This window comes from Achromobacter sp. (genome assembly GCF_050285565.1).
In the GTDB taxonomy this organism is placed as follows: domain Bacteria; phylum Pseudomonadota; class Gammaproteobacteria; order Burkholderiales; family Burkholderiaceae_B; genus Achromobacter.
In genome coordinates this window covers 506,602-531,530 of the sequence record NZ_JBLZXG010000004.1, presented here as the reverse complement: position 1 = coordinate 531,530, position 24,929 = coordinate 506,602, and the positions used below count along the sequence as shown (strand labels likewise).

General features: G+C 65.7%; 20 protein-coding genes. 15 read left to right on the top strand and 5 right to left on the bottom strand.

The features are described 5' to 3' along the window. Positions 1-11: 11 nt before the first annotated feature. Positions 12-335 carry a flagellar transcriptional regulator FlhD gene (gene flhD / locus ACN6O8_RS11150; protein WP_006219025.1) on the bottom strand — a complete coding sequence of 108 codons (324 nt, stop codon included), beginning with the start codon at positions 333-335 and terminating at the stop codon, positions 12-14. A 430-nt stretch (positions 336-765) separates the two neighbouring features. Between flhD and ACN6O8_RS11145 the strand changes: the two genes are divergently transcribed. The 5 genes from ACN6O8_RS11145 (at position 766) to rfbF (ending at position 9,629) form a co-directional block, all read left to right on the top strand. Next, positions 766-1,521, top strand: a complete 756-nt coding sequence (locus tag ACN6O8_RS11145) for an RNA polymerase sigma factor FliA (protein ID WP_427991110.1) — start codon at positions 766-768, stop codon at positions 1,519-1,521. A gap of 197 nt (positions 1,522-1,718) precedes the next feature. Beyond that, positions 1,719-3,323, top strand: a complete 1,605-nt coding sequence (locus ACN6O8_RS11140) for a methyltransferase regulatory domain-containing protein (RefSeq protein WP_427991109.1) — start codon at positions 1,719-1,721, stop codon at positions 3,321-3,323. 211 nt (positions 3,324-3,534) lie between these two features. Next, positions 3,535-5,208: a flagellin gene (locus ACN6O8_RS11135; RefSeq protein ID WP_427991108.1), complete on the top strand. Its 1,674-nt coding sequence runs from the start codon at positions 3,535-3,537 to the stop codon at positions 5,206-5,208. Positions 5,209-5,457: 249 nt separating this feature from the next. Next, positions 5,458-8,862: a methyltransferase domain-containing protein gene (locus tag ACN6O8_RS11130; protein WP_427991107.1), complete on the top strand. Its 3,405-nt coding sequence runs from the start codon at positions 5,458-5,460 to the stop codon at positions 8,860-8,862. Further along, complete coding sequence (gene rfbF / locus ACN6O8_RS11125; protein WP_427991106.1) at positions 8,859-9,629, top strand: glucose-1-phosphate cytidylyltransferase; 771 nt, start codon at positions 8,859-8,861, stop codon at positions 9,627-9,629. The genes ACN6O8_RS11130 and rfbF overlap by 4 nt, the downstream gene beginning before the upstream one ends. A 66-nt stretch (positions 9,630-9,695) precedes the next feature. Here the strand turns inward: rfbF and ACN6O8_RS11120 are convergent, their stop codons facing one another. Next, positions 9,696-10,445: a TylF/MycF/NovP-related O-methyltransferase gene (locus ACN6O8_RS11120; RefSeq protein WP_427991105.1), complete on the bottom strand. Its 750-nt coding sequence runs from the start codon at positions 10,443-10,445 to the stop codon at positions 9,696-9,698. Between the two features lie 254 nt (positions 10,446-10,699). Here ACN6O8_RS11120 and rfbG point away from each other — a divergent pair, with 254 nt between their 5' ends. The 10 genes from rfbG to ACN6O8_RS11070 all read left to right on the top strand — a co-directional run bounded on the left by rfbG (position 10,700) and on the right by ACN6O8_RS11070 (position 18,451). Next, the gene (rfbG, locus tag ACN6O8_RS11115) at positions 10,700-11,770 is read left to right on the top strand and encodes a CDP-glucose 4,6-dehydratase (protein WP_427991104.1); all 1,071 of its coding nucleotides are present in this window, start codon (positions 10,700-10,702) and stop codon (positions 11,768-11,770) included. Then, positions 11,767-12,324 carry a dTDP-4-dehydrorhamnose 3,5-epimerase family protein gene (locus tag ACN6O8_RS11110; RefSeq protein ID WP_427991103.1) on the top strand — a complete coding sequence of 186 codons (558 nt, stop codon included), beginning with the start codon at positions 11,767-11,769 and terminating at the stop codon, positions 12,322-12,324. Before rfbG ends, ACN6O8_RS11110 begins: the two co-directional genes overlap by 4 nt. Then, complete coding sequence (locus ACN6O8_RS11105; RefSeq protein WP_427991102.1) at positions 12,321-13,565, top strand: methyltransferase domain-containing protein; 1,245 nt, start codon at positions 12,321-12,323, stop codon at positions 13,563-13,565. Before ACN6O8_RS11110 ends, ACN6O8_RS11105 begins: the two co-directional genes overlap by 4 nt. Then, positions 13,562-14,386, top strand: a complete 825-nt coding sequence (locus ACN6O8_RS11100; RefSeq protein ID WP_427991101.1) for an NAD-dependent epimerase/dehydratase family protein — start codon at positions 13,562-13,564, stop codon at positions 14,384-14,386. The genes ACN6O8_RS11105 and ACN6O8_RS11100 overlap by 4 nt, the downstream gene beginning before the upstream one ends. Beyond that, complete coding sequence (locus ACN6O8_RS11095; protein WP_427991100.1) at positions 14,387-15,142, top strand: cephalosporin hydroxylase family protein; 756 nt, start codon at positions 14,387-14,389, stop codon at positions 15,140-15,142. Between the two features lie 19 nt (positions 15,143-15,161). After that, on the top strand, positions 15,162-15,662 hold the full coding sequence (locus ACN6O8_RS11090) for an acyltransferase (protein WP_427991099.1): 501 nt from the start codon (positions 15,162-15,164) through the stop codon (positions 15,660-15,662). Positions 15,663-15,721: 59 nt separating this feature from the next. After that, complete coding sequence (locus tag ACN6O8_RS11085) at positions 15,722-16,522, top strand: phytanoyl-CoA dioxygenase family protein (protein WP_427991098.1); 801 nt, start codon at positions 15,722-15,724, stop codon at positions 16,520-16,522. Next, positions 16,519-17,295: a TylF/MycF/NovP-related O-methyltransferase gene (locus ACN6O8_RS11080; RefSeq protein WP_427991097.1), complete on the top strand. Its 777-nt coding sequence runs from the start codon at positions 16,519-16,521 to the stop codon at positions 17,293-17,295. Before ACN6O8_RS11085 ends, ACN6O8_RS11080 begins: the two co-directional genes overlap by 4 nt. A 129-nt stretch (positions 17,296-17,424) precedes the next feature. Further along, positions 17,425-18,138, top strand: coding sequence for a hypothetical protein (locus tag ACN6O8_RS11075; protein WP_427991096.1), 714 nt, complete (start codon positions 17,425-17,427; stop codon positions 18,136-18,138). Between the two features lie 118 nt (positions 18,139-18,256). Then, entirely contained in the window at positions 18,257-18,451 is a 195-nt protein-coding gene (locus ACN6O8_RS11070) for a putative motility protein (protein ID WP_006387491.1), read from the top strand. A gap of 250 nt (positions 18,452-18,701) precedes the next feature. Here the strand turns inward: ACN6O8_RS11070 and lpdA are convergent, their stop codons facing one another. The 3 genes from lpdA to aceE are packed head-to-tail and all read right to left on the bottom strand — an operon-like array spanning position 18,702 to position 24,854. Beyond that, positions 18,702-20,456 carry a dihydrolipoyl dehydrogenase gene (lpdA, locus tag ACN6O8_RS11065; RefSeq protein ID WP_427991095.1) on the bottom strand — a complete coding sequence of 585 codons (1,755 nt, stop codon included), beginning with the start codon at positions 20,454-20,456 and terminating at the stop codon, positions 18,702-18,704. 12 nt (positions 20,457-20,468) lie between these two features. Then, on the bottom strand, positions 20,469-22,133 hold the full coding sequence (gene aceF / locus ACN6O8_RS11060) for a dihydrolipoyllysine-residue acetyltransferase (protein ID WP_427991094.1): 1,665 nt from the start codon (positions 22,131-22,133) through the stop codon (positions 20,469-20,471). Between the two features lie 12 nt (positions 22,134-22,145). Beyond that, positions 22,146-24,854, bottom strand: coding sequence for a pyruvate dehydrogenase (acetyl-transferring), homodimeric type (gene aceE / locus ACN6O8_RS11055; protein WP_427991093.1), 2,709 nt, complete (start codon positions 24,852-24,854; stop codon positions 22,146-22,148). Positions 24,855-24,929 lie beyond the last annotated feature (75 nt).

The following is a 24,929-nucleotide window of genomic DNA, read 5'->3' as shown; positions in this document are numbered from 1 at the left end:
TCGACAGGCCCTCAGGCCAGTTCTTCAACAGGTTGCTTGGCCAGCAGGATCGTCGCGTGCGCTTGCTGCAGCGCGCCACCCAGCACGTCGTGCGTCAGGGCGGACAACAGACTGTAGTCGTCGAAACGGAAACGGCACAGGAGCGAACTGGAACTGGCCAGTTTCACCAGCTGAGCCGGAGAAAGACGCATCAGGATGTCGGCAACCTCGTTGCTGAAACCCAGGCGGAACATCGATGCGGCATAGTCATCGCGCAGCATGCGCTGGGCGAGAAGTAGATATGACAGATTCACCTCGCGAATATCTGCCAGCAAAGAATTTTCGACTTGTTGCACGCCCGACTCCCTATTCCCTATCCCACCGAGGGGCTTGATAACCAAGAGCATTTAGCAACATTTGTTGCACCCTGCCCGCTGCATCCTGTTTTAATGCGAAATGTATCATTTGTTCGCAATTTAAGTAAAATTTACCACAGGTCATGTCATTTTCTATGACTTATATGACAAATCTTTGTTGATATTGCGCAACTTGAGACTTTGGATACACCTTGACATAGAAGGCCGCGACAAATGTACGTCAATTTGGCAAATAAGCATTCAAAACATTGCGTGCTTTAGCGAATGAAATGCCGTCTTTTGCCGACAATGGCACCTTGCCGATCTCAGAATCTTGCTAGCTTTAGCGTAGCCGCGCGTTTGTCGACAATGTCGCAAATTGACAACAACCGACAATGCGTCACGATGGACACCGCCCGACATTTCCGCAATGCCCCACGCAGATGACAGCTTGGTCGAATATGCCCCGCTAGTGCGGAAGCTGGCCCTGCAATTGCTCGCCCGGCTGCCGGCCAGCGTCGAGCTCGACGACCTGATCCAGGCCGGCATGATCGGGTTGCTCGACGCCGTGCGGCGCTACCAGGAAACCGCCGACGCGCAGTTCGAGACTTACGCCACCACCCGCATCCGCGGCGCCATGCTGGACGAGCTGCGGGGCCAGGACTGGCTGCCGCGCAGCGTGCGTGCCAAGGCGCGCAAGATCGAACAGGCCATCCAGCAGTTGGAGCAGCGCCTGATGCGCGCGCCCTCCGAGGCCGAGATCGCCCAGCAGATGGAAATGCCGCTGGCCGAGTATCAGACGCTGTTACATGACGCCCAAGGCGTGCAGATCGTCCATTACGAAGATTTCGCCACCGAACCCGATGCCGGGTCGGGCCAGTCCGACTGGACCGCGACGCTCAATCACGGCACCGCCGGCGGCAATCCGCTGGATTCGCTGCTGGCCGGCGATTTCCGCCAGGCGCTAATCCACGCCATCGACACCCTGCCCGACCGCGAAAAGCTGCTGCTGTCGCTGTGCTACGAACAGGGCCTGAACCTGAAGGAAATCGGCGCGATCATGAACGTGACCGAGGCCCGCGTCTGCCAACTGCGCTCGCAGGCCACCGCCCGCATCCGCGCCAAGCTGCGCGAGCAGGCCTGGCAGCACCTGCCCCAGGAGGGGCAGATCGCGCAGATCATCTGAGGCCTGGCGCGCCGCGCCGGCCCGCCAGGTCCGCGGCGGCGCAAGTGCGCGCGACGGCACGCGCCATCGCGCGGGGAATTCCAGGAAAACCCAACGTTATTCGCGCCATTGCCCAGGAGCCATCCTTGCTAGCCTAGCAAGCTGACTCAATGAGGCGCGCGGGGCAAGCCGCGCGCCGCGACCCCTGGAATTTCGCCATGAGCGCACCCGACCTCCTGACGCAGGCCATATCCGACGCCTACGACGAAACCCCGTACATTTCCCTGCCGTTTTCCTACACGTCACCCAGCCACCTGCGCGCGGTGGCCCATCTCTACCGGCTGGAAGCGCCCGCGCTGGAGCAGGCCCGGGTATTGGAACTGGGTTGCGCCGCGGGGGGCAATCTGCTGCCCTTTGCGCTGGCCCATCCGGCGGCCCAGGTCGTCGGCATCGATCTGTCGCCCGAGCAGATCCAGGCGGGCCGGCAGGTCGCCGAAGCGGTCGGCGCGCGCAACCTGGATCTGCGCGCCATGAGCCTGACGGATATCACGGCCGCGTTCGGCACCTTCGACTACATCATTTGCCATGGCGTGTTCAGCTGGGTGCCGCCCGAGGTGCGCGACGCCATCCTGCGCATCTGCCGCGAGAACCTGGCGCCGCAAGGCATCGCTTACGTCAGCTACAACACCTATCCGGGCTGGAAGGCGTCGGACGTGATCCGCGACGCCATGATACTCAACAGCTTCGGCGCCGAGACCCCGCAGGAGAAGATCGCTCGCGCCAAGGACATGCTGACCTTGATCGAAGGCGGCCTGTGGCAGAACAATCCGCTGCGCACGGCGCTGCAGCCGGCGGCGCAGAAACTGCGCGGCCAGACTGACCACTACCTGCTGCACGAGTACCTGGAAGCCATCAACACGCCCTGCTATTTCCTGGAGTTCGCGGCGGCCGCGCAGCAGGCCGGACTGGCCTACGTCACGGACGCCGAACCCCAGCACACGTTTCCATCGACTTACGGCAGCGCCGTGGCGCTGGGCCTGAACGGCCTGTCGGTCAATGCCAACCGCGAAATGCGCGAGCAGTATCTGGACTTCGCGGTCGGCCGCCAGTTCCGCAAGAGCCTGCTGGTGCATGCCGAGCGGGCCGGCGAGATTCTCGAGCAGCCCGAAGGCGAGGCCCTGACCGCCATGCACTTTGCCGCCGACCTCGCGCCCCTCGCGCCGGCGCCGGGTGCACCCGCGGGCCAGCGCCAGTTCCGCACCCCCGCCAATACCGCCATCACCACCCAGGATCCGGCGATGGCCGCCCTGATGGAAGCGCTGTTGCAGGCCTGGCCGCAATCACTTGCCTTCGACGCCCTGCTCGACAGCGTGCGCCAGCACGCACCCGACACCCCCGCGGAGAACCTGTCCCAAACCCTGATCGGGCATCTGGTCACGCTGCTACAGGCGGGCGCCCTGCACTACCGGCGCGAGCCCGCGCTGTATGAAGCGCCGCAGTCGCGGCCGCAATTGCTGCCTGGCACAACCCAATTGCTACAAGAAGTAACCAAAGCGGATTGCCAGGTCGGGATGCACAATGCCTGGCATCACCCCGTCACGCCGCCGACTGCCCCGCTACACCGCTACCTCATGAGCCAGATCGACGGCCAGCGCAGCCTCAGCGACCTGCGCATCCTGGTGCGCGACGCACTGACTGCCGGACGCTTCCCGCACCCTGACGGCACTTCTTACAAGGGCGCCCGCAATCTCGATCCGGTGGCGCAGGAAATCGTCAACGGTCTGCTGGCCGGCCTGCGCCGCGCCGGGCTGCTGCTACGCTGACCGGCCCGGCGGCCTGGCGCAGCCACCAGCGCCGCCGGACGTTCGTAAAAAAAACAAATACTCAAAAAAACTCCTAAAGATTGTTTTTGGCCTGCCGTAATCCTGGCAACGGAGAAATTCGACGACGCAAGAAATCGAATTCTTCCCGTTACAAAGATGGGCGGCCCAGCTGCCCGGTTTGAAGAAGCCTTTCTCTCTTGGGAGCCTAAACATGGCTGCAGTTATCAACACCAACTACTTGTCGCTGGTTGCTCAGAACAACCTGAACAAGTCGCAATCCGCCCTGGGTACCGCCATCGAGCGTCTGTCGTCCGGCCTGCGCATCAACAGCGCCAAGGATGACGCCGCCGGTATGGCCATTGCCAACCGCTTCACCGCGAACGTCAAGGGTCTGACCCAAGCCGCCCGCAACGCCAACGACGGCATCTCGCTGGCCCAGACGACGGAAGGCGCCGCCTCCGAAATCAATACCCACCTGCAGCGCGTTCGCGAACTGTCGGTGCAAGCCGGTAACGGCAGCTACTCGCAAGAGCAGCTGAACTCGATGCAAGACGAAATCAACCAGCGTCTGTCCGACATCGACCGCATCTCGCAACAAACCGACTTCAACGGCGTGAAGGTTCTGTCCTCCAACGCCAAGCCCCTGACGCTGCAAGTCGGCGCCAACGACGGCGAAACCATCACCCTGAACCTGTCGGAAATCAGCGTCAAGACGCTGGGTCTGGATGGCTTCAACGTCAACGGCTCGGGCGTGACCCAGAACCGTTCGGCCACCGTGTCCGACCTGCAAGCCGCTGGTGGCGTCAACACCGCCGGCACGAACGACTGGGTCGTCACCACGAACCACGCTTCGGCCACCGCCGAACAAACGTTCGCCAAGCTGCAGAACGGCAACACGGTGACGGTCGGTACCACTGCCTACACCTACGACGCCACCAACAAGAACTTCACGTTCAACGACACGTCGGCCAGCGATGCCGCCAGCATCACCGCCCTGGCCAACAAGCTGCGTCCTGCCACCGGCACCGTGACCGGCACGTTCGCCAACTCCGGTTCGGCCACGACGTCGTTTGAAGTCGACGCGACGGGCAAGGTCACCGTCGGCGGCCAGGCTGCCTACCTGGATGCCAACGGCAACCTGACCACCAACAACGCCAGCGCCACCGCCGCCACCCTGAACACGGTGCTGTCCGCTGCCGCCGCCGGCACCGGCGCTGGTGGTACGTCCTCCGTCTCGATCCAAGGCAAGACGTACTCGAACACCGCCGCGGGTTCGGGTGCTCTGCAGTTCACCAACACCATCGCTTCCGATGCGCTGCTGGCAAACGTCAAGGGTGCCGCCACCTCGTCGATCCAACTGGGTTCGGGCATCACCAGCGCCACGGTCACCTTGGCCAACGGCGTCTCGGGCAACACCTACGTCGATGACAAGGGCGAGTTCACGACCACCAAGAACTTCACGACGACGTACTCGGTCGACCCCAACACGGGCAAGACCACCGTCAAGAGCGGCACCGGCACGGGCGACTACGCCCCCAAGATTGACGCCGAAGCCAAGGTCAGCAGCTCGGGCAAGCTGACCACGGACACCACCAGCAAGGGCACGCTGACGACCGATCCGCTGAAGACGCTGGACGCCGCCTTCACCAAGCTGGACAAGCTGACCGGTGAACTGGGCGCTGTGCAGAACCGTCTGGAATCGACCATCGCCAACCTGAACAACGTGGTCAACAACCTGTCCAACGCCCGTTCGCGTATCCAGGACGCCGACTACGCCACGGAAGTGTCGAACATGTCGAAGGCCCAGATCCTGCAACAGGCTGGCACCTCGGTTCTGGCGCAAGCCAACCAAGTGCCGCAAACCGTGCTGTCGCTGCTGCGTTAATTCACAGCCAGCCACGGACGGTCGGGGAAACTCTGGTTTCCCCACCCGGCCAGCCGGCCACGGCCCTTCGCGCCGCGGCCGGCACCCCATAACCCGCCTTCTGGCGGGTTTTTTCATGGGCGAAGCTTGTTTCAAGGTTTCATCCAAACTGGCGGCGAATTGGCACGCTGATTCGACGAATGAGCGCGCCCGGGCGTTCATAGAATTAGCGCACTGCATCCCTGGGTTCGTCCCACTCTTTCTCGCCCCATGTCTTATCCGGCCCATACCCAACGACAAGCCGCCGCCGACCCCGGACGCCTGGCCTCCAGCCATTCTCCGGCGCGGCTTCGCGCCACCGCCCATCTCTACGGCGTCGAAACCGTCCCCCTGGAAAAAGCGCGCGTGCTGGCCATCGGCTGCGGCGACGGCGCCGGGCTGCTGCCGTTCGCGCTGGCCTATCCGCAAGCACAGGCCGTGGGCATCGACAACGCCGAGACACAGGTGGCGCAAGGCATCGCGGCCGCCCAGCGCCTGGGCGCGGCCAACCTGACGTTGTACGTGGGCGAGGCCGCCGACATCGGCACCCAGCTCGGCCAGTTCGACTACGTGATCGTGACCGGCCTTTATAGTTACCTGCCGGGGCCGGCCCAACAGGCGCTGTTGCAGACCTGTGGCCAACTGCTGTCGCCGTGCGGCCTGCTATACCTGGACAGCCATGTATATCCCGGCGCCAAGTCGCTGGAAGTCGTCCGCGACGCGATCCTGCTGCACGGCCACGCCGCGCAGGACGAGGCCGAATTGCGCCAGAGCGCGACGGCGGCCCTGTCGCTGTTCAAGGACGGCATGGCGGCGACCAATCCGCACGCCGCCACGCTGGCGGCCGCGGCGGCCCTGTTCGAACGCGCGTTGGGCGATACCACCGCGACGCCGGCGCCGCTGGCATGCAACCCCAGCTATTTCGTCGAGTTGGCCGGCCAGGCGGCGGCCGCCGGCCTGGCCTACCTGGGAGACGCGCAACCCCTGAGCGAACTGCCGCTGTCATTCGGCCAGGGCGTTTCGCTCAAGCACAGCCTGCTGACCATGGGCCAACCGGCCACGGTGCGCCAGCAGTACCTGGACTTCGCCACGGGCCGCGCCTTCCGCCAATGTCTGTGGGTGGGCCAGCAACGCGCCGACGCCGTCCAGCGTCTCGACCTGGCCCGCCTGAAAGACCTGCGCTTTGCCTGCGGACCGGTCCGGCTCGCGGCCAATGGCCAGGAGCAAGGCGCCACTTATGTGGACCATCTGGGCCGCGCGTTGGTCGCGCAGGACGCCGATGCGGTGACCGTGGTGGAGACCTTGACGCACGCCTGGCCCGCCTCGCTGCCCTACGGCACGCTGCAAGCCGTGCTGATCTACCGCAACAACATCGACAACGACGCGGCGGTGCGGATCCTGAACCGCGTGTTGCAGACACTGCTGGAAAGCGACCTGGCGCAGTACTGCCTGGATCGGGGGCCCTACGACGTCGAGGGCGACGCGACGTTCGGCCTGATGCCGTTCCTGCTGGAGCCGGCGCCCGCCGAGGGGGAAGCGCCGCTGCCGCGCTTTAACCTGTGGCACGAAACCGTCAACTACATGCCACCGCCCGCCCAGGCCGCCGTGCTGGCCAACCTGGCCGCCGGCCGGTTGCCAAGCCAGCCGGCCGAGGGCCAGCCCGCGCCCGAACCGGCGGACGTGGCGGAAACCTTGACCGTCCTGAAACGCTACGGACTGGTGCTCGGCGGCCCCAAGCCCTGGAGCGACCTGCTGCGGCGCACGCTCAAGGCCGCGGACAGCAAATACATGCCGCTGGTGGGCATGTACGCCAGCGCCCAGGCCTGCCTGAGCCTGAACGCACGTGTGCTGCACGAGAACGGCTACCAGTCCAACCCGCCGGCCGCCATCGCAGCGCAGGTCAAGCGCATGCGCGACGCGATGCTGCAAAAAGCCTATGCGGAAGGCGAGCTGATCGCACGGCGCCTGACCAAATTGGCACCCCGCCTCTGGGAGGCATGGGAATCGCTGACGGTCGCCCTGTTCAGCAACTTCCGCGGCAGCGAGGCCCTGGAGCCCGGATTGACCATGGTGGATCTGTTGCCCGCCGAGCCGCAGAACTACATCGTGCTGGCCGCGGTGTTGACGCAGCTCGGCCGCACGTCCGAAGCGATCGGCGTGGGCCGCCGCGCGGTCGAACTGGCGCCGCGCAGTGCGGAAGCGCACTCGGCGCTTGCCGACGCCCTGGCCGCCGAAAGGCGCTACAAGGAAGCCGAGGCCTGCAACCAGGCGGCGCTTGCCCTGGAACCGACCCATCGCAAGGCGCTCATCAACCTCAGCAAGATCTATATCGATGCGGGTGACGTCACGCTGGCCGAGCAGATGACGCGCCGGGTCTTGGCCCACCACCCCACCGCGACGGTAGCGCGCAACAACCTGCTGTTCGCGATGAACTACTCCGACGACCGCACGCCCGAAGAGGTGTTCCAGGTTTACCGCGACTACGACACCGACCTCTGCGTGCCGCTGCGCTCGACCTGGAAGCCCCATGCCAACGGTCGCCAGCCCGGGCGCAAGCTCAAGATCGGCTATGTCTCGCCGGATTTCCGCCAGCACTCCGGCAATTACTTCATCGAACCGCTGTTCGCGCACCATGACCGCGAGCAGTTCGAGCTGACCGCCTATGCCGAGCTGGTCACCGAAGACGCCACCACGCCACGTCTGAAGGCCTATTTCGACCATTGGGTCCCCACGGCGACGCTGTCCGACAACCAACTGGCCGAACGCATCCGCGCCGACGGCATCGACATCCTGATCGACGTGGCCGGCCACACCGCCGGCAACCGCCTCGGCACGTTCGCGCGCAAGCCCGCGCCGGTGTCGCTGACCTGGCTGGGCTTTGGCTACACCACCGGACTGTCGGCCATCGACTACATCATGACGGACGCCGTCATGCTGCCCGAGGGCTACGAACACCTGTTCTCCGAAAAGCCCTGGCGCCTGGAGCAGAGCAACTTCATCTATCGCCCCGGTGGCGGCATGGGCGACCCCGGCCCGCTTCCCGCCCTGACCAACGGCTACGTGACGCTCGGCACGCTGACCCGCGCCATCCGCATGAACGACCGCACCGTGCGGGTCTGGTCAGAAATCCTGCGCCGCCTGCCGCAGGCCCATCTGGTGGTCAACAGCACCAGCTACCGCGACGGCCCCATGCGCGAGCAGTTGATCCGCCGTTTCGAGGCGCATGGCATCGAGCGGCAACGGCTGGAGATCGGCTGCACCAGCCCCGCCTGGGACGTGCTGCGCGGCATGGACATCGGGCTGGACTGCTTCCCGCACAATTCCGGCGTGACGCTGGTCGAGACACTCTACATGGGCGTGCCCTACGTGACGCTGGCCGACCGTCCCAGCATGGGCCGCATCGGCGCCTCGGTGCTGCATGGCATTGGCCGCGCCGAATGGATCGCGCAGGACGAAGAGGCCTATATCAACAAGGTCGTGGCGCTGGCCAGCGACCTGCCGGCGCTGCAAACCATACGCAATACGCTGCGCGACGAAATGCGCGCCAGCCCCCTGATGGACGAGCCGGCGTTTGCCCGCAAGTTCGAAGCCGCCCTGCGCGGCATGTTCACCAAGTGGTGCGAGAACCAAGCATGAAAGCAATCATCCTGGCCGGTGGGCTGGGCACCCGCATATCCGAAGAGACCCACACCCGGCCCAAGCCGATGATCGAAATCGGCGGGCGGCCCATCCTGTGGCACATCATGAAAACCTATTCCGCCCACGGCGTGAACGACTTCGTGATCTGCTGCGGCTACAAGGGCTACATGATCAAGGAGTACTTCGCCAACTACTTCCTGCACATGTCCGATGTCACTTTCGACATGGCCGACAATCGCATGGAAGTGCACCAGCGCAAGGCCGAACCGTGGCGCGTGACACTGGTTGACACCGGCGAGAACACCATGACGGGCGGCCGTCTCAAGCGCGTGGCCGACTACGTCAAGGAAGAAGAGGCGTTCTGCTTTACCTACGGCGACGGGGTGGCGGATGTCGACATCAGCGCACTCCTCGCCTTCCATCGCCGCCATGGCGGCAAGGCGACGGTCACCGCGGTGCAGCCGCCGGGACGCTATGGCGCCTTGCGCCGGGAAGGCGAACGCGTCACCGGCTTCACCGAGAAGCCGCGCGGCGACGGCGGGCTGATCAACGGCGGCTTTTTCGTGCTGTCACCCAGCGTGCTGCCCCTGATCGACGGAGACGACACCAGTTGGGAAGCCGAACCGCTGGAAACCCTCAGCCGCGACGGGCAGTTGCATGCCTACGAGCATCTGGGCTTCTGGCAACCCATGGACACACTGCGCGAAAAGAACCTGCTCGAATCGCTGTGGAACACGGGCAAGGCGCCCTGGAAGGTCTGGTGACGCCAACCCGGCGCCCGTATCGTCGCGCGCCGTTCCTGACGGCGCGCCCCGGGGCGCGCGGGCGTCTCATTTGATCAACAGGCCCTGCCCGGTGGGCAGTTCCAGTACCCGATAACCGCGCTGCGCGAACCAGGGGTCCTCGGCGTCTTTCTGGGCGCGATACCCTAGCCAGCCATAATCATCCAGGATCAGCACCGCGCCCGGCACCATGCGGTCGAACAGTGTTTCCAGTGCGCCGACTTCCGCATCCGCGTTGTTCAGGTCGAGATGCATGAAGGCAATCTTGCCGGGCGCGGCCTCCCGCAGCACTTCCGGAACCCGGCCTTGGGTGACGGTGACATTGGGCAGATCGGAAAACCGCTGTTTCACCTGGGCGAACAGATGCTTGCCGTGCTCCGGCATGGCGTGATGCGGCTGGGAGGCATCGTGCTCGAAAAGGTCGTAAAGATAGTAGTGGCGATCGGGATGGGCGCCGAAGTCGACCGCATCGCAAACGATCCGCGCCGTCGTCCCCTTGTAACACGCGCACTCGACGAAATCGCCTTGCAGGCGCAAGCCATGGCGCACGCCCCACAGAATGACCGACACCCGCCACAGCAAGGCCTGTTCGATCTCGGTGCTCGCGTGTTTGCCGAACGCCTGCATCAGGGCCGGATCATCGAGGAAGCCCAGATTGCGGCCATAAGTGAACAGATTGTCGCCCGCGTAGGCGCCCATGGCTCCCCCGATTCCATCCAACGCGGTCTGCAGCCCCTCGTAGAACATCGTGGGGTTGCGCAGTCCGAAAAACACGGTTTTCAGATGATTTTTGCTCATTTTCGATAGGCTCCAGACGAACATGAAAGGCGATAGCGCGATCATCCGTGAGTCCAAGCGGCCGGACGCCGCTCCCTCTGCCAACAGATATTGCAAAAATGGCTTCGATCTTGGACGAAAACTAGGGGTCGATGTCTGGACTGATCCCGCTATTGCGACGCGCGCATATCTTTAGAATTCCCCGTGTCACGGACATTCGCCCGCCCCCCGAAACGCAGCCTGCGCCGCCCACACTCGATCCCCATTTGGCATTCATGACCGGGTCCTCCCTGCCCTCTCCCGCCTTCTGGCGCCACAAACGTGTCTTGTTGACCGGTCATACCGGTTTCAAAGGCGGCTGGTTGGCACTGTGGCTGCACCGCATGGGCGCGCACGTCACCGGCATCTCCCTGCCGGCAGGCACCACGCCCGCCCTGCACCAGGCGGCCCGCATCGATGACCTGGTCGAGGGACGCCACTGCGATATCCGAGATGCCGCCGCGTTGCGGCAGCACGTCGTCGCGGCGCGGCCCGAGATTGTCCTGCACCTGGCGGCCCAGGCCCTGGTTCGTCCCAGCTACGCCGAGCCGGTCGGCACCTTTGCCACCAACATCATGGGCACCGCGCATCTGCTGGACGCCCTGCGGTCGGCGCCGGACGCCCGGGTGGCGGTGATGGTCACGACCGACAAGGTCTATCGCAATAATGAATGGCCTTATCCGTACCGCGAGAACGACGCGCTCGGCGGCCATGACCCCTACAGCGCCAGCAAGGCGGCCAGTGAACTGGTCATCGCCTCGTATCGGGACGCCTTCCTGAAGGCACAGGGCCTGGCGGTCGCCAGCGCGCGCGCCGGCAACGTGATCGGTGGCGGCGACTGGTCGGTCGATCGCCTGCTGCCCGACGCCGTGCGCGCCTGGCGGGCTGGCCGCGAGCTGCAGGTACGGCGGCCGCAATCGGTGCGCCCCTGGCAGCACGTGCTGGAACCGCTGGCCGGTTATCTGGCGCTGGCGCAGGCGCTGTGGCACAACCCCGCTCTGGCGGATGCCTACAACTTCGGACCGGACGCCGCCGAGGCCGCCCCGGTGCGCAGCGTAATCGACCTGGCGCAAACGGCCTACGGCCGCGGCCGGGTCGCCTACGCCGGGCAACCCGAGGGCCCGCACGAAGCGGGCCTGCTGATGCTGGACACGGCCAAGACACGCGCGGTGCTCGGCACCACGCCGCGCTGGCCGTTGGCCACCGCGGTCACCCGCAGCATGGACTGGTACCGCCGCTTCGACGCGGGCGAAGACGCGCGGGCGCTATGCGATGCCGATATCGACCACTATACGGGGCCGCAATGAGCCTGGAGATCCACGACACGCCACTGACCGGCCTGAAGCGGATACGCCGGCACCCGCGCGGCGACGCGCGCGGCTTCCTGGCGCGCCTGTTCGACGCCGACGCCCTGCGGGCCGCGGGCTGGGAAGGCGCCGTCGCACAGGTCAACCACACCCATACGGCCACGGGCGGCACGGTGCGCGGCATGCACTACCAGTTACCGCCTCACGCCGAGATGAAACTGGTCAGTTGCATCCGCGGCGAAGTCTGGGATGTCGCGGTGGACCTGCGTCGCGGTTCGCCCACTTTCCTGCAATGGCACGCCGAGCGGCTGTCCGCCGACAACGGCTGCGCCCTGTTGATCCCGCAAGGCTTCGCGCATGGCTTCCAGACCCTGTGCGACGAGGTCCAGATGCTCTATTGCCATTCCGCGGCCTACGCCCCGCAGGCCGAGGCCGGCCTGCATTTCCAGGATGCCCGACTGGGCATTTCCTGGCCCCTGCCCCCCACCCTGGTATCCGAGCGCGACCTGAACCATCCGCGCCTGGACGCCGCTTTCCCCGGAGTCGCGCTGTGAAGTGCCGTCATTGCCAGGCCGACCTGCGCCTGCCGTTCCTCGACCTGGGCCACGCCCCGCCCTCGAATGCCTACCTCAGCGCCGACGCGCTGCGCGGACCCGAGACCTGGTTCCCGCTGCGCCTGCTGGTCTGCGAGTCGTGCTGGCTGGTCCAGACCGAGGACCACGCCGGCCGCGAAGCGCTGTTCACCGACGATTACGCCTACTTCAGCTCGTTCTCTTCGTCGTGGTTGGCGCATTCGCGCCGCTACGTCGATGCCATGGCCGCCCGCTTCGGACTCGGCCCCCATAGCATGGTGTGCGAAATCGCCGCCAACGACGGCTATCTGCTGCAGTACGTCAAAGCCGCGGGCATCCCGTGCTATGGCGTGGAGCCCACCGCCAGCACCGCCCAGGCCGCGCGCGAGCGCGGCATCGAGATCGTGCAGCGCTTTTTCGGCGTGGCATTGGGCGACGAACTGGCCAGCACCGGCCGCGCCGCCGACCTGGTCGCCGCCAACAACGTGCTGGCGCACGTGCCGGACATCAACGATTTCGTCTCGGGCTTTGCCGCCCTGCTCAAGCCGCAGGGCGTGGCGACCTTCGAATTCCCGCACCTGCTGCGCATGGTGCGCGAAAACCAGTTCGACACTGCGTATCACGAACACTATTCCTACCTGTCGCTGACCGCCGTGTCGCGCATCTTCGAGGCCAACGGCCTGAAGGTGTTCGACGTCGAGCACCTGCCCACCCATGGCGGCAGCCTGCGCGTGTATGCCCAGCGGCTCGATACCGGCCTGCGCGACCTGACGGCGGAAGTCGCGCGCACCCTGGACGAGGAACGTCAGGCAGGCATGTCCGGCGCGGCGTTCTACGCCCGCTTCCAGGAACAGGCCGAGCGCATCAAGAACGACCTGCTGGCGCTGTTGGTGGAGCTGCGCCGCAACGGCAAGCGCGTGGCGGCGTATGGCGCCGCCGCCAAGGGCAATACGCTGTTGAACTTCGCCGGCGTGCGGCCCGATCTGCTGCCCTACGTGGTGGACCTGAACCCCGCCAAGCAGGGCAAGTACCTGCCCGGCAGCCATATTCCCATCGTCGCCGAGGACGTGCTGCGCCAGGACCAGCCCGAGTACATCGTGGTGCTGCCCTGGAATCTCAAGGCCGAAGTGGCGCAGCAGCTGGCCTACGCGCGCGACGGCTGGCACGCCAAGCTGGTCACTGCCGTGCCCCGTCTGGCGGTCGACGGCGGCCACGACGCATGACGCCCACGCCGGTCACCGTTCTCGGCGCCACGGGCTTCGTCGGCCGCCACCTGCTGGCGCGCCTGCGCGCCGACGGTGCGGCCTGCGCCGCACCGGCACGCGATGACCCCACCCTGCTGCGGCGTCCCCTGGGCCACGTGATCTATGCGATCGGCCTGACCTCGGACTTTCGCAGCCGGCCGCTCGACACGGTGCAGGCGCACGTCTGCCTGTTGCGCGACCTGATCGCGGCCGGCAATTTCGACAGCCTGACCTATCTGTCCAGCACCCGCGTCTACGCCGGCTCGGACGATACCCGCGAGCAGGCGACGCTGGCGGTCAACCCGAACGCACCCGGCGATCTCTACAACCTGTCCAAGCTGATGGGCGAATCGCTATGCCTGCATGGCGGCCATCCGCTGGCGCGGGTGGCTCGCCTGTCCAACGTGGTGGGCCTGCGCGATTCGCCCGACAGCTTCATCGACCAGTTGCTGGAAGAAGGCGCCCGCACCGGCCGCATCGTCTTGCAGACCACGCTGTGCTCGCGCAAGGATTATCTGTATATCGACGACGCGGTGGCGCAGATCCTGGCGATCGCCCGTTCCGACGCCACCGGCATCTTCAATGTGGCACACGGCCAGGGCGTGGCCAACCGCGAGATCGCCGAGTGCCTGCGAAGCGCGCTGGGCTATGCCGTCACCGAAGCGCCCACGGCGCAAGCCTGGGCCTTCGCCGATATCGATACGCAACGCATGCGCGAGCGCTTCGGCCTCGTGCCGCGCCCGTTCGACGATTATTTTCCGCATTTTCTGGCGCAGTTCCGCCAACGCAAAGGAATCTGAATGTCCTACCTCGAAACCACTCCCGACGCTCATCCCGAGTACCGCCAGGAAAAGGCCGCGCGCATCGCCTCGTTCGCCACCGACCAGGAATTCCGCGAACTGTCGATCGCCTGGCGCCAGATGGCGCTGGAGCGCAAATACATGAACAACTTCTCGTGGGCGGGCCGGCCGTTGATCCAGCTGCCCATGGACGCCATGGCGATGCAGGAGCTGATCTGGGCGGTCAAGCCCGACCTGATCATCGAGACCGGCATCGCCCACGGCGGTTCGCTGATGCTGTCGGCCTCCATGCTGCAATTGCTGGGCGCGGGCGAAGTGGTCGGCGTGGACATCGAGATCCGCGAGCACAACCGCCGCGCCATCGAAGCCCATCCGCTGGCCGACCGCATCCACCTGATCGAGGGGTCGAGCATCGACCCGGCCACCATCGCCCGGGTCCGCGCCCATGCCGAAGGCAAGAAGAACATCCTGGTGTGCCTGGATTCGAATCACACGCACGACCACGTGCTGGCCGAACTGAACGCCTACGCCGACCTGGTCAGCGTGGGCAGTTACTGCGTGGTGTTCGACACCTTCGTTGAAGACATGCCGGCCGACTACGAATGGCCGGGCCGCCACTGGGGCAAGGGCAACAATCCCAAGACCGCCGTCTGGGAATGGATCAAGAGCCACCCCGAATTCGAGATCGACCGCTCCGTCGAAGACCGCCTGCTGGTGACGTCGGCCCCCGACGGCTTCCTGCGCCGCAAGGCCTGACACCGCAGCGGACCGCGCCATGATCCAGATCGACCCGACCGCCCGCGTCTCGCCCCTTGCCGACATCGAGGATTCCACCCGCGGCACGCGGATCCTGGTCGGCCCGCGCGCCGTGGTCGATTCCTTCGTCAAGATCAAACCGGCCGGCGGCAATGGCGACGTAGTCATCGGCCCGGACTGCGTCATCAATTCCGGCTGCGTGCTCTATACCGGCCACGGCATCCGCATGGGCGCGCGGGTGGCGGTCGCGGCCAATTGCACCTTCGCCCCCGCCAACCATGAATTCCGGCGGCGCGACCTGCCGATCCGGCAGCAGGGTTTCCGCCCCAGCAAGGGCGGCATCGTCATCGAGGACGACGTCTGGATCGGCGCCAACTGCGTGCTGCTGGACGGCGCCATCCTGCGCGAGGGCAGCGTCATCGCGGCGGGCACCATCGTGCGCGGCGAAGTCGCCGCCTTTTCGATCCAGGGCGGCAACCCCATGAAAGTGCTGGGCTGGCGCGAAGAAACCGGCGACTGACCCCGCCGTCGCAGGCTCCCCCACCGAACAAACTGCAATAAAAAAAGCAACGGACTCATATGCGCGAAAGATTCGAAGCCGAGGGCTATCTGGTCTTGAAGGACTTCTGGAAGCACGGCGAACTCGATGAGCTCGAAGATCAATTGACGGAATTGGGACGGCGTATCGTCGGGCCACAGTTCGACGTGCACGATTTCAGCCGCTACGAACTCGAACCCGCCACGCAGTCGCTGCTGTATGACCGGCTGAAGTACCTGCCGGCCCTGTCCCGCATGTCGGGCAGCGCGGCGGTCGACCAGCTTTGCCGCGAACTCGGCCTGGCGCACCCGGGGCTGATGGGGTGCTGCAACATGCGCCTGGACAAGCCGGCCGATTCCCGCCACCTGTTCGCCTGGCACCAGGACACGCTGTATCTGCTCGGCTCCGAGAACGCGGTGACCCTGTGGATACCATTCCAGGACGTCAACCTCGAGGCTGGCACCATCCAGGTGATTCCGGGCAGCCATAAGCGCGGCCTGTATCCTTTCAAGCGCATCAGCGACAAGGTGATCGCGCCCTACGTCCCGTTCCTGCAACGGGATTTGAGCCTGGACTACGAGGTGACCGAGACCCCCGTCACCGTGACGGCGCAACGTGGGGACGTGGTCATATTCAAGCAACTGCTGCTGCATCGCAGTACCCCCAACCTCGGCAAGCAGATCCGCTGGACCACGCAACTGCGCATCACGGATCTGGCCGATCCCGAATACCGGCGCCAACGCTACCCCACCGGCGACCGCAGCAATATCTTCTATGTCGATTATCCTGGGCACGACGCTCAGCGCCGTCGCCTCCAGGAATGCCACAGGACCGCAACATGAACGACACCCTCGACCCCTCGCGCTTTCGCCAGGACGGACGCAGCACGACGCGCGAGGTTGGCTATCGCGCCGAACTCGGTGAGCTCTTTGCCAACGCCGCCGGCAGTACGGTCGAAAAGCTCGAGAACTTCGCCAATTTCGTGCCGCGCCAAAGCCTGGCGCGCTTCCTGTGCCTGACCGAGCTGTTCAAGATGGCCTTGCACGTGCAAGGCGACATCATGGAATGCGGCGTCAACTGGGGCGGCGGTCTCATGACCTTCGCCCAGCTCAGCGCCACACTGGAGCCGGTCAACCTGCAGCGCCGCATCGTTGGCTTCGATACATTTTCCGGCTTCACCGGCATCGCCGACCAGGATCGCCACGCCGTGATCCAGACCACCGAACGCCGCGAGCACGGCTACCAGGCCGACAGCTACGCCGATCTGCAACGGGCCATCGCGCTGTTCGACGCCAATCGCTTCATCGGCCACATCCAGAAGGTGGAACTGGTCAAGGGCGACGTGGCGCAGAGCGTGCCCGCATATCTGGCGCGCGAGCCGCAAACCGTGGTGTCGTTGCTGCACCTGGACCTCGATCTGTACGAGCCGACCAGGATCTGCCTGGAACACTTCGTGCCGCGCATGCCCAAGGGCGGCGTCATCGTATTCGACGAACTGAACAATCGCACCTGGCCGGGCGAGACCCTCGCCGTGATGGAACAGTTGGGACTGAACCGGTTGCGGATCCAGCGCTTCACTTACGAACCGCACATCAGCTACGCCATTCTCGATTAGCGCCGGCACGCCGCGTGCCGTAGAGACTGCCTGGAAGCCGGCACTTTTGCCGGCTTATTCCTTTTTTGCCCGCCCCGCCGCCCGGTCATAATTGCGTTCGTACGATTTTGTATCTATATTTTTCGCAACATGACCACCACGCCTCCCGATCCACTCGCTAAGCGGCATGACGGCACCCCGGATCCGGACGACCAGGCGCCGGTGGATCCGCACACTCAGCGCCTGCGCGAAGAAAACCGCGCCTTGCGCGAGCTGCTGGCCGCGCACGTGCAGGCGTCGATCCCGCGCCCCGGGCCGCTCAAGCGGTTGGGCTGGTGGCTGATCAGCGCGCCAGGCGCCGCGCTGGTGGGCTGGCGCAGCCTGGTGGGACGCGAAGGCGCCGCCCCGATCACGGGCAAACGGGTCGGTTACGCCACCTTGACCGTGCTCTACACCCTGGCGATCTATGGCGCCCTGGTGTTGTTGGTGGTGTCCTGGAGCACGCCCGACGCCGCGCGCTCGGGCGCCTCCGCCGCCGGACCGGTGCGCGTGCCGCTGGCCGCCCCGCCCGGCGCTGGCGCGGCAACCGCCGCTGGCCCGGCCACGGCCCCCACCGCGACACCGGCTCGGGAGGGGGCCGCCCCGCCCCCGGCCGCCCCCGCCCTGCCCAAGCCCACGCTACGCATCACCGAAATCCCCGCCGAGCATCCCCACGCCTGGGTGGATGCCCTGAAAACCGAGCTGGCGCGCTGCGCGACGTTGGGTTTTTTCGAGCGTCCCGACTGTGCCTGGGCCGCGCGCAAGCAGTACTGCGATCCGAACCAGGGTTGGGGCGCCGTCAAGGAATGCCCCGCCCAGCCCTGAAAGGGGGGCCAGCGTTCGTCCGGCAATTGCACCGCGACCCGATGAAGTGCGCGATAATCCGCGATAATCCTTTTGTTTCGGACACCCGTCCGGCAAGCCTCACAGGACTCTCCCCGCCATGGATCTTTCCGTCAGCAACACCGTGAACACCGGCCTGGCCATGCGCGACGCGCAACTGATGCAGGAAGTTCAGGCGCGCGTCACCAAGAAAGCCATCAACGCCCAGGCCGACACGGTCGCCACCTTGATGCAATCGTTGCCGGTGGTTGCCATTGACGGCAAGATCGGCACGCGCATCAACACCCAGGCGTGATTTCCAGGCGTCGCACCGCGACGCCATCGCGTTTCATGCGCGCGATGCCCGCGCATCCATTCCTCGACCCACTCCAGCAACACCGCCAGCCGGCGTGAGCGCTGCCGCCCGTGCGGGCACGTCGATGTTGAGCCGCCCCGACACCTGGTGCTGGCCTTGCGAGCCGCAATGAAAACAGCCCGAAGGCCGGGAGGCGCTTCGGGCTGCGATGCCTGCGTCCGGATGCGTACATCCGGGCAGCCAGGGCGATTTACTTCTTCTTCATCGGCGGCAGGTCGGTGCAGACGCCCTCGGCCACTTCGGCCGCCATGCCCACCGATTCACCCAGGGTCGGGTGCGGGTGGATGGTCTTGGCGATGTCAATGACGTCCGCGCCCATTTCCACGGCCAGCGCCACTTCGCTGATCAGGTCGCCGGCATGGGTGCCGACGATGCCGCCGCCCAGGATGCGGTGCGACTCGGCATCGAACAGCAGCTTGGTGAAGCCTTCGTCGCGGCCGTTGGCGATGGCGCGGCCAGAGGCCGCCCACGGGAACACGCCTTTCTCGACCTTGATGCCCTGCTTCTTGGCTTCGTCCTCGGTCAGGCCGACCCACGCCACTTCCGGATCCGTGTAGGCCACCGACGGGATCACGCGGGCGTCGAAGAACGACTTCTGGCCGGCGGCGGCTTCGGCCGCCACGTGGCCTTCATGCACCGCCTTGTGCGCCAGCATCGGCTGGCCGACGATGTCGCCGATGGCGAAGATGTGCGGCACGTTGGTGCGCATCTGGCGATCGACCTCGATGAAACCGCGGTCGGTCACCGCGACGCCCGCCTTGTCGGCGCCGATCTTCTTGCCGTTGGGGCTGCGGCCCACGGCCTGCAGCACCAGGTCGTAGCGTTGCGGCTCCTTCGGCGCGCCCTCGCCCTCGAAGGTGACGTAGATGCCGTCCTTCCTGGCCTCGGCGCCGACCGTCTTGGTCTTGAGCATGATGTTATCGAAGCGGCCGGCGTTCTTCTTCTGCCAGACCTTGACCAGGTCGCGGTCGGCGCCCTGCATCAGGCCGTCCAGCATTTCCACCACGTCCAGGCGCGCGCCCAGCGTGGAGTACACCGTGCCCATTTCCAGGCCGATGATGCCGCCGCCGATGATCAGCATCTTCTTGGGGATTTCACGCAGCAGCAAGGCGCCGGTGGAATCGACGATGCGCTCGTCCTGCGGCAGGAACGGCAGCTTCACCGACTGGCTGCCGGCGGCGATGATGGCCTGCTTGAAGCGCAGCGTCTGGGTCTTGCCGTCGGCGCCCTTGACCGTCAGGTGGTTGGCGTCGGCGAACTCGCCCACGCCCGTCACCACGGTGACCTTGCGGGCCTTGGCCATGCCGGCCAGGCCGCCGGTCAGCTTGGCGACCACGCTGTCCTTGTAGCCGCGCAGCTTGTCCAGGTCGATCTTGGGCTCGCCGAAGCTGATGCCGTGGGCAGCCAGTTCGCGCGCTTCGTCGATGATGGCGGCGTTGTGCAGCAGCGCCTTGGACGGGATGCAGCCCACGTTCAGGCAGACGCCGCCCAGCGTGGCGTAGCGTTCGACCAGCACCACGGACAGGCCGAGGTCGGCGGCGCGGAAGGCGGCCGAATAGCCGCCGGGGCCCGCACCCAGCACCAGCATGTCGTATTCGGCGTCGGCCGAACCCTTGAAGGTCGCGGCGGCGGGCGCCGCGGCGGCCGGCTTGGCCTCGGCTTTGGGGGCTTCGGCCTTGGGCGCTTCCTTGGCGGCCGGGGCAGCGGCCGCCTCGACTTCCAGCACCACCGAGCCTTCGGCGACCTTGTCGCCGACCTTGACGCTGATGGATTTGACCACGCCGCCCGTGGAGGCGGGGATTTCCATCGAAGCCTTGTCGGACTCGACCGTGATCAGGCTCTGTTCGGCCTTGATGGTATCGCCCACGGCGACCAGCACCTCGATGACTTCGACTTCCTTGAAGTCACCGATGTCCGGCACTTTGATTTGAACGGTATTGCTCATAGGGCTCCCCGTTTACAGCGCGATGCGGCGGAAGTCGGCCAGCAAGGCGCCCAGATAGGCGTTGAAGCGGGCAGCGGCGGCGCCGTCGATGACGCGGTGGTCATAGGACAGCGACAGCGGCACGATCAGGCGCGGCACGAACTGCTTGCCATCCCAGACCGGCTTGTGCGAGGAACGCGACACGCCCAGGATGGCCACTTCGGGGGCGTTGATGATGGGCGTGAACGAGGTGCCGCCGATGCCGCCCAGCGACGAGATCGAGAAGCAGCCGCCCTGCATGTCGGCGGGCGAGATCTTGCCTTCGCGCGCCTTCTTGGACAGGTCGGTCATTTCCTGGGCGATCTGCAGGATGCCCTTCTTGTCGGCATCGCGGATCACCGGCACCACCAGCCCGTTGGGCGTGTCGGCCGCAAAACCGATGTGGTAGTACTGCTTGAGCACCAGGTTGTCGCCGTCCAGCGAGGCGTTGAACTCGGGGAACTTCTTCAGGGCCGCGACCACGGCCTTGATCAGGAAGGCCAGCATCGTGACCTTGATGCCCGACTTCTCGTTTTCCTTGTTCAGCGTGACGCGCAGCGCTTCCAGGTCGGTGATGTCCGCTTCGTCGTTGTTGGTGACGTGCGGGATCATGACCCAGTTGCGGTGCAGGTTCGCGCCGGAGATCTTCTTGATGCGCGACAGCGGCTTGGCTTCGACCGGGCCGAACTTGGTGAAGTCGACCTTGGGCCACGGCAGCAGGCCGAGCGCGGCGCCATCGGCCGAACCGCCGGCGACGGCGGCCACGGGGCCGGCGGCCAGCGCCTGCTTGACGAAGGCGCGCACGTCATCGGCGGTGATGCGATCCTTGGGGCCGGTGCCCTTGACCTTGCTCAGGTTCACGCCCAGTTCGCGGGCGAACTTGCGCACCGACGGCGAGGCGTGCGGCAGTTGGCCGGGCTTGAGGTTGGCGTCTTCCAGCGCGGCGGTCGGGGCCGGGCGCGAGCCGACGGCGGGCGCGGCCGGCGCCGCGGGCGCTTGCGCCTTGGCGGCCGGCGCTTCCGACCTGGCCGGCGCGGCTTCGGCCTTGGCGGGCGCGGCGGCCGGCGCGCTGCCTTCCACCACGACCACGACCGAGCCCTTGGCGACCTTGTCGCCGACCTTGACCTTCACTTCCTTGACCACGCCGCCCTGCGAGGCCGGGATCTCCATCGAGGCCTTGTCGGACTCGACGGTGATCAGGCTCTGCTCGGCCTTGATGGTGTCGCCCACGGCGACCATGACTTCGATGACTTCCACTTCCTTGAAGTCGCCGATGTCGGGCACTTCGATCTCGACCGGACCGCTGGCGGCGGCCGGCGCGGCGGCTTCGGCCTTGGCGGCGGGCGCGGCGGCGGCGGCCTGCTTGGGCGCTTCGGCCTTGGGTTCTTCCTTGGCGGCGGCCGGGGTGGCGGCGGCGTCGGCCGCTTCGACTTCCAGCACCACCGAGCCTTCGGCGACCTTGTCGCCGACCTTGACGCTGATGGACTTGACCACCCCGCCGGTGGAAGCGGGAATTTCCATCGAGGCCTTGTCGGATTCGACGGTAATCAGGCTCTGCTCGGCCTTGATCGTGTCGCCCACCGCCACCAGCACTTCAATGACTTCCACTTCCTTGAAGTCGCCGATGTCGGGAACCTTGATTTGCACGACGTTGCTCATGTCTCTTTACCCTCAGGCGTATTGCGGGTTGGCTTTGTTCGGGTTGATGCCGTACTTCTTGATGGCCTCGGCCACCTTGGCCACCGGCACCTTGCCTTCATCGGCCAGCGCGCGCAGCGCGGCGAGCACGACGAAGTGGCGGTCCACTTCGAAATGCTCGCGCAGCTTGGCGCGGAAATCCGAACGGCCGAAACCGTCGGTGCCCAGCACCTTGTATTCGCGGCCCTTGGGCACGAACGGACGGATCTGGTCCGCAAACAACTTCATGTAGTCGGTCGAGGCGATGATCGGGCCTTCCGTCTTGGCCAGTTGTTCCGTGACGTAAGCGACCTGCGGCGTCTTTTCTTCGGGATGCAGCATGTTGTGGCGCTCGACGTCCAGGCCGTTGCGGCGCAGTTCGGTGAAGCTGGTGACGCTCCACAGATCCGAGGCCACGCCCCAGTCGGCTTCCAGCAGTTCCTGGGCCGCCATGACTTCGCGCAGAATCGTGCCCGAGCCCATCAACTGCACGCGGTTCTTGCCCTTGCCGTGCGACTTGAGCTTGTACATGCCCTTGATGATGCCTTCCTCGTCGCCGGCGGTCAGGCCAGGCTGCGGGTAGTTTTCGTTCATCACCGTCAGGTAGTAGTAGACGTTTTCCTGGTCTTCCACCATGCGCTTGAGGCCATGCTGGATGATCACGGCCAGTTCGTGGCCGAAGGTGGGGTCGTACGAGACGCAGTTGGGGATGGTCGAGGCCAGGATGTGGCTGTGGCCGTCCTCGTGCTGCAGGCCTTCGCCGTTGAGCGTGGTGCGCCCGGCGGTGCCGCCCAGCAGGAAGCCGCGCGCCTGCATGTCGCCGGCCGCCCAGGCCAGGTCGCCGATGCGCTGGAACCCGAACATCGAGTAGTAGATGAAGAACGGGATCATGATGCGGTTGTTCGAGGAGTACGACGTGGCCGCCGCAATCCACGAGCTCATCGCGCCCGCTTCGTTGATGCCTTCCTGCAGGAGCTGGCCGTCGGCCGATTCCTTGTAGTACATGACCTGGTCCTTGTCGACCGGGGTGTACTTCTGGCCTTCCGGCGCGTAGATGCCGATCTGGCGGAACAGGCCTTCCATGCCGAAGGTGCGCGATTCGTCGGCCAGGATCGGCACGACGCGCGGGCCCAGTTCCTTGTCGCGCAGCACCTGGTTCAGGATGCGCACGAAGGCCTGGGTGGTGGAGATTTCACGGCCCTCGGCGGTGGGTTCGAGCACGGCCTTGAAGGCGTCCAGCGCCGGGGCCTTGAGCTGCTCGTCGGCCTTGGCGCGGCGGCGCGGCAGGTAGCCGCCCAGCGCGGCGCGGCGCTCGTGCAGGTACTTCATTTCGGGCGAATCTTCCGCCGGCTTGAAGTACGGCAGGTCGGCTAGCTTGTCGTCCGGGATGGGGATGCCGAAGCGGTCGCGGAATTCGCGGATCGAGTCCAGCTCCAGCTTTTTCTGCTGGTGGGTCGGGTTCTTGGCCTGGCCCACGTGGCCCATGCCGTAGCCCTTGATGGTCTTGGCCAGGATCACGGTCGGCTGGCCTTCATGCTTGGAGGCGGCGTCGAACGCGGCATAGACCTTGTGCGGATCATGGCCGCCACGGTTCAGGCGCCAGATGTCCTCGTCGCTCATGCGCGACACGGCTTCCAGCAGCTTGGGGTGCTTGCCGAAGAAGTGCTCGCGCACGAACTTGCCGTCGTTGGCCTTGTACGCCTGGTACTCGCCGTCGACGGTTTCTTCCATGATCTTGCGCAGGATGCCTTCCTTGTCGTGCGCCAGCAGCGGATCCCAGTAGCCGCCCCAGATCAGCTTGATCACGTTCCAGCCCGAACCGCGGAAGTCGCCTTCCAGTTCCTGGATGATCTTGCCGTTGCCGCGCACCGGGCCGTCCAGGCGCTGCAGGTTGCAGTTGATGACGAAGATCAGGTTGTCGAGCTTTTCGCGGGCCGCCAGGGCGATGGCGCCCAGCGACTCGGGTTCGTCCATTTCGCCGTCGCCGCAGAACACCCAGACCTTGCGGTTGCTGGTGTCGGCGATGCCGCGGGCGTGCAGGTACTTCAGGAAACGGGCCTGGTAGATGGCCATCAGCGGGCCCAGGCCCATCGACACCGTCGGGAACTGCCAGAAGTCCGGCATCAGCTTCGGATGCGGGTACGAGGACAGGCCCTTGCCGTCCACTTCCTGGCGGAAATGGTTCAGCTGGTCTTCGGTCAGGCGGCCTTCAAGGTAGGCGCGGCCATACATGCCGGGCGAGGTGTGGCCCTGGAAGTAGACCAGGTCGCCGCCGTGGCCTTCGTCTTCAGCGTGCCAGAAGTGGTTCTGGCCGCAGCCGATCATGGTGGCCAGCGAGGCGAACGACGCGATGTGGCCGCCCAGGTCGCCGCCATCGGGCGGGTTGTGCTTGTTGGCCTTGACCACCATGGCCATGGCGTTCCAGCGCACGTACGAGCGGATGCGCGATTCCAGTTCCAGGTTGCCCGGGTGCGCCGGCTCCAGGCCGGGCGGAATCGTGTTGACGTAAGCGGTGTTGGGCGAGAACGGGATGTGGGCGCCGGAACGACGGGCTTCGTCGATCAGGCGTTCCAGCAGGTAGTGCGCGCGCTGCGGTCCTTCGCGATCAAGGACGGCCGCCAGGGCTTCGAGCCACTCCTGGGTCTCTAGGGTGTCTTCGTCGTTGGCAGCCTGCGCGGCGCCAGCCTGGGCGAAAGAGGACATCGTGTGTCTCCTGTTGGGGTTCGTTCGTGACCACACCCGCTTATTCGTATGCTCGCGGACACGCCATGGTAGTCG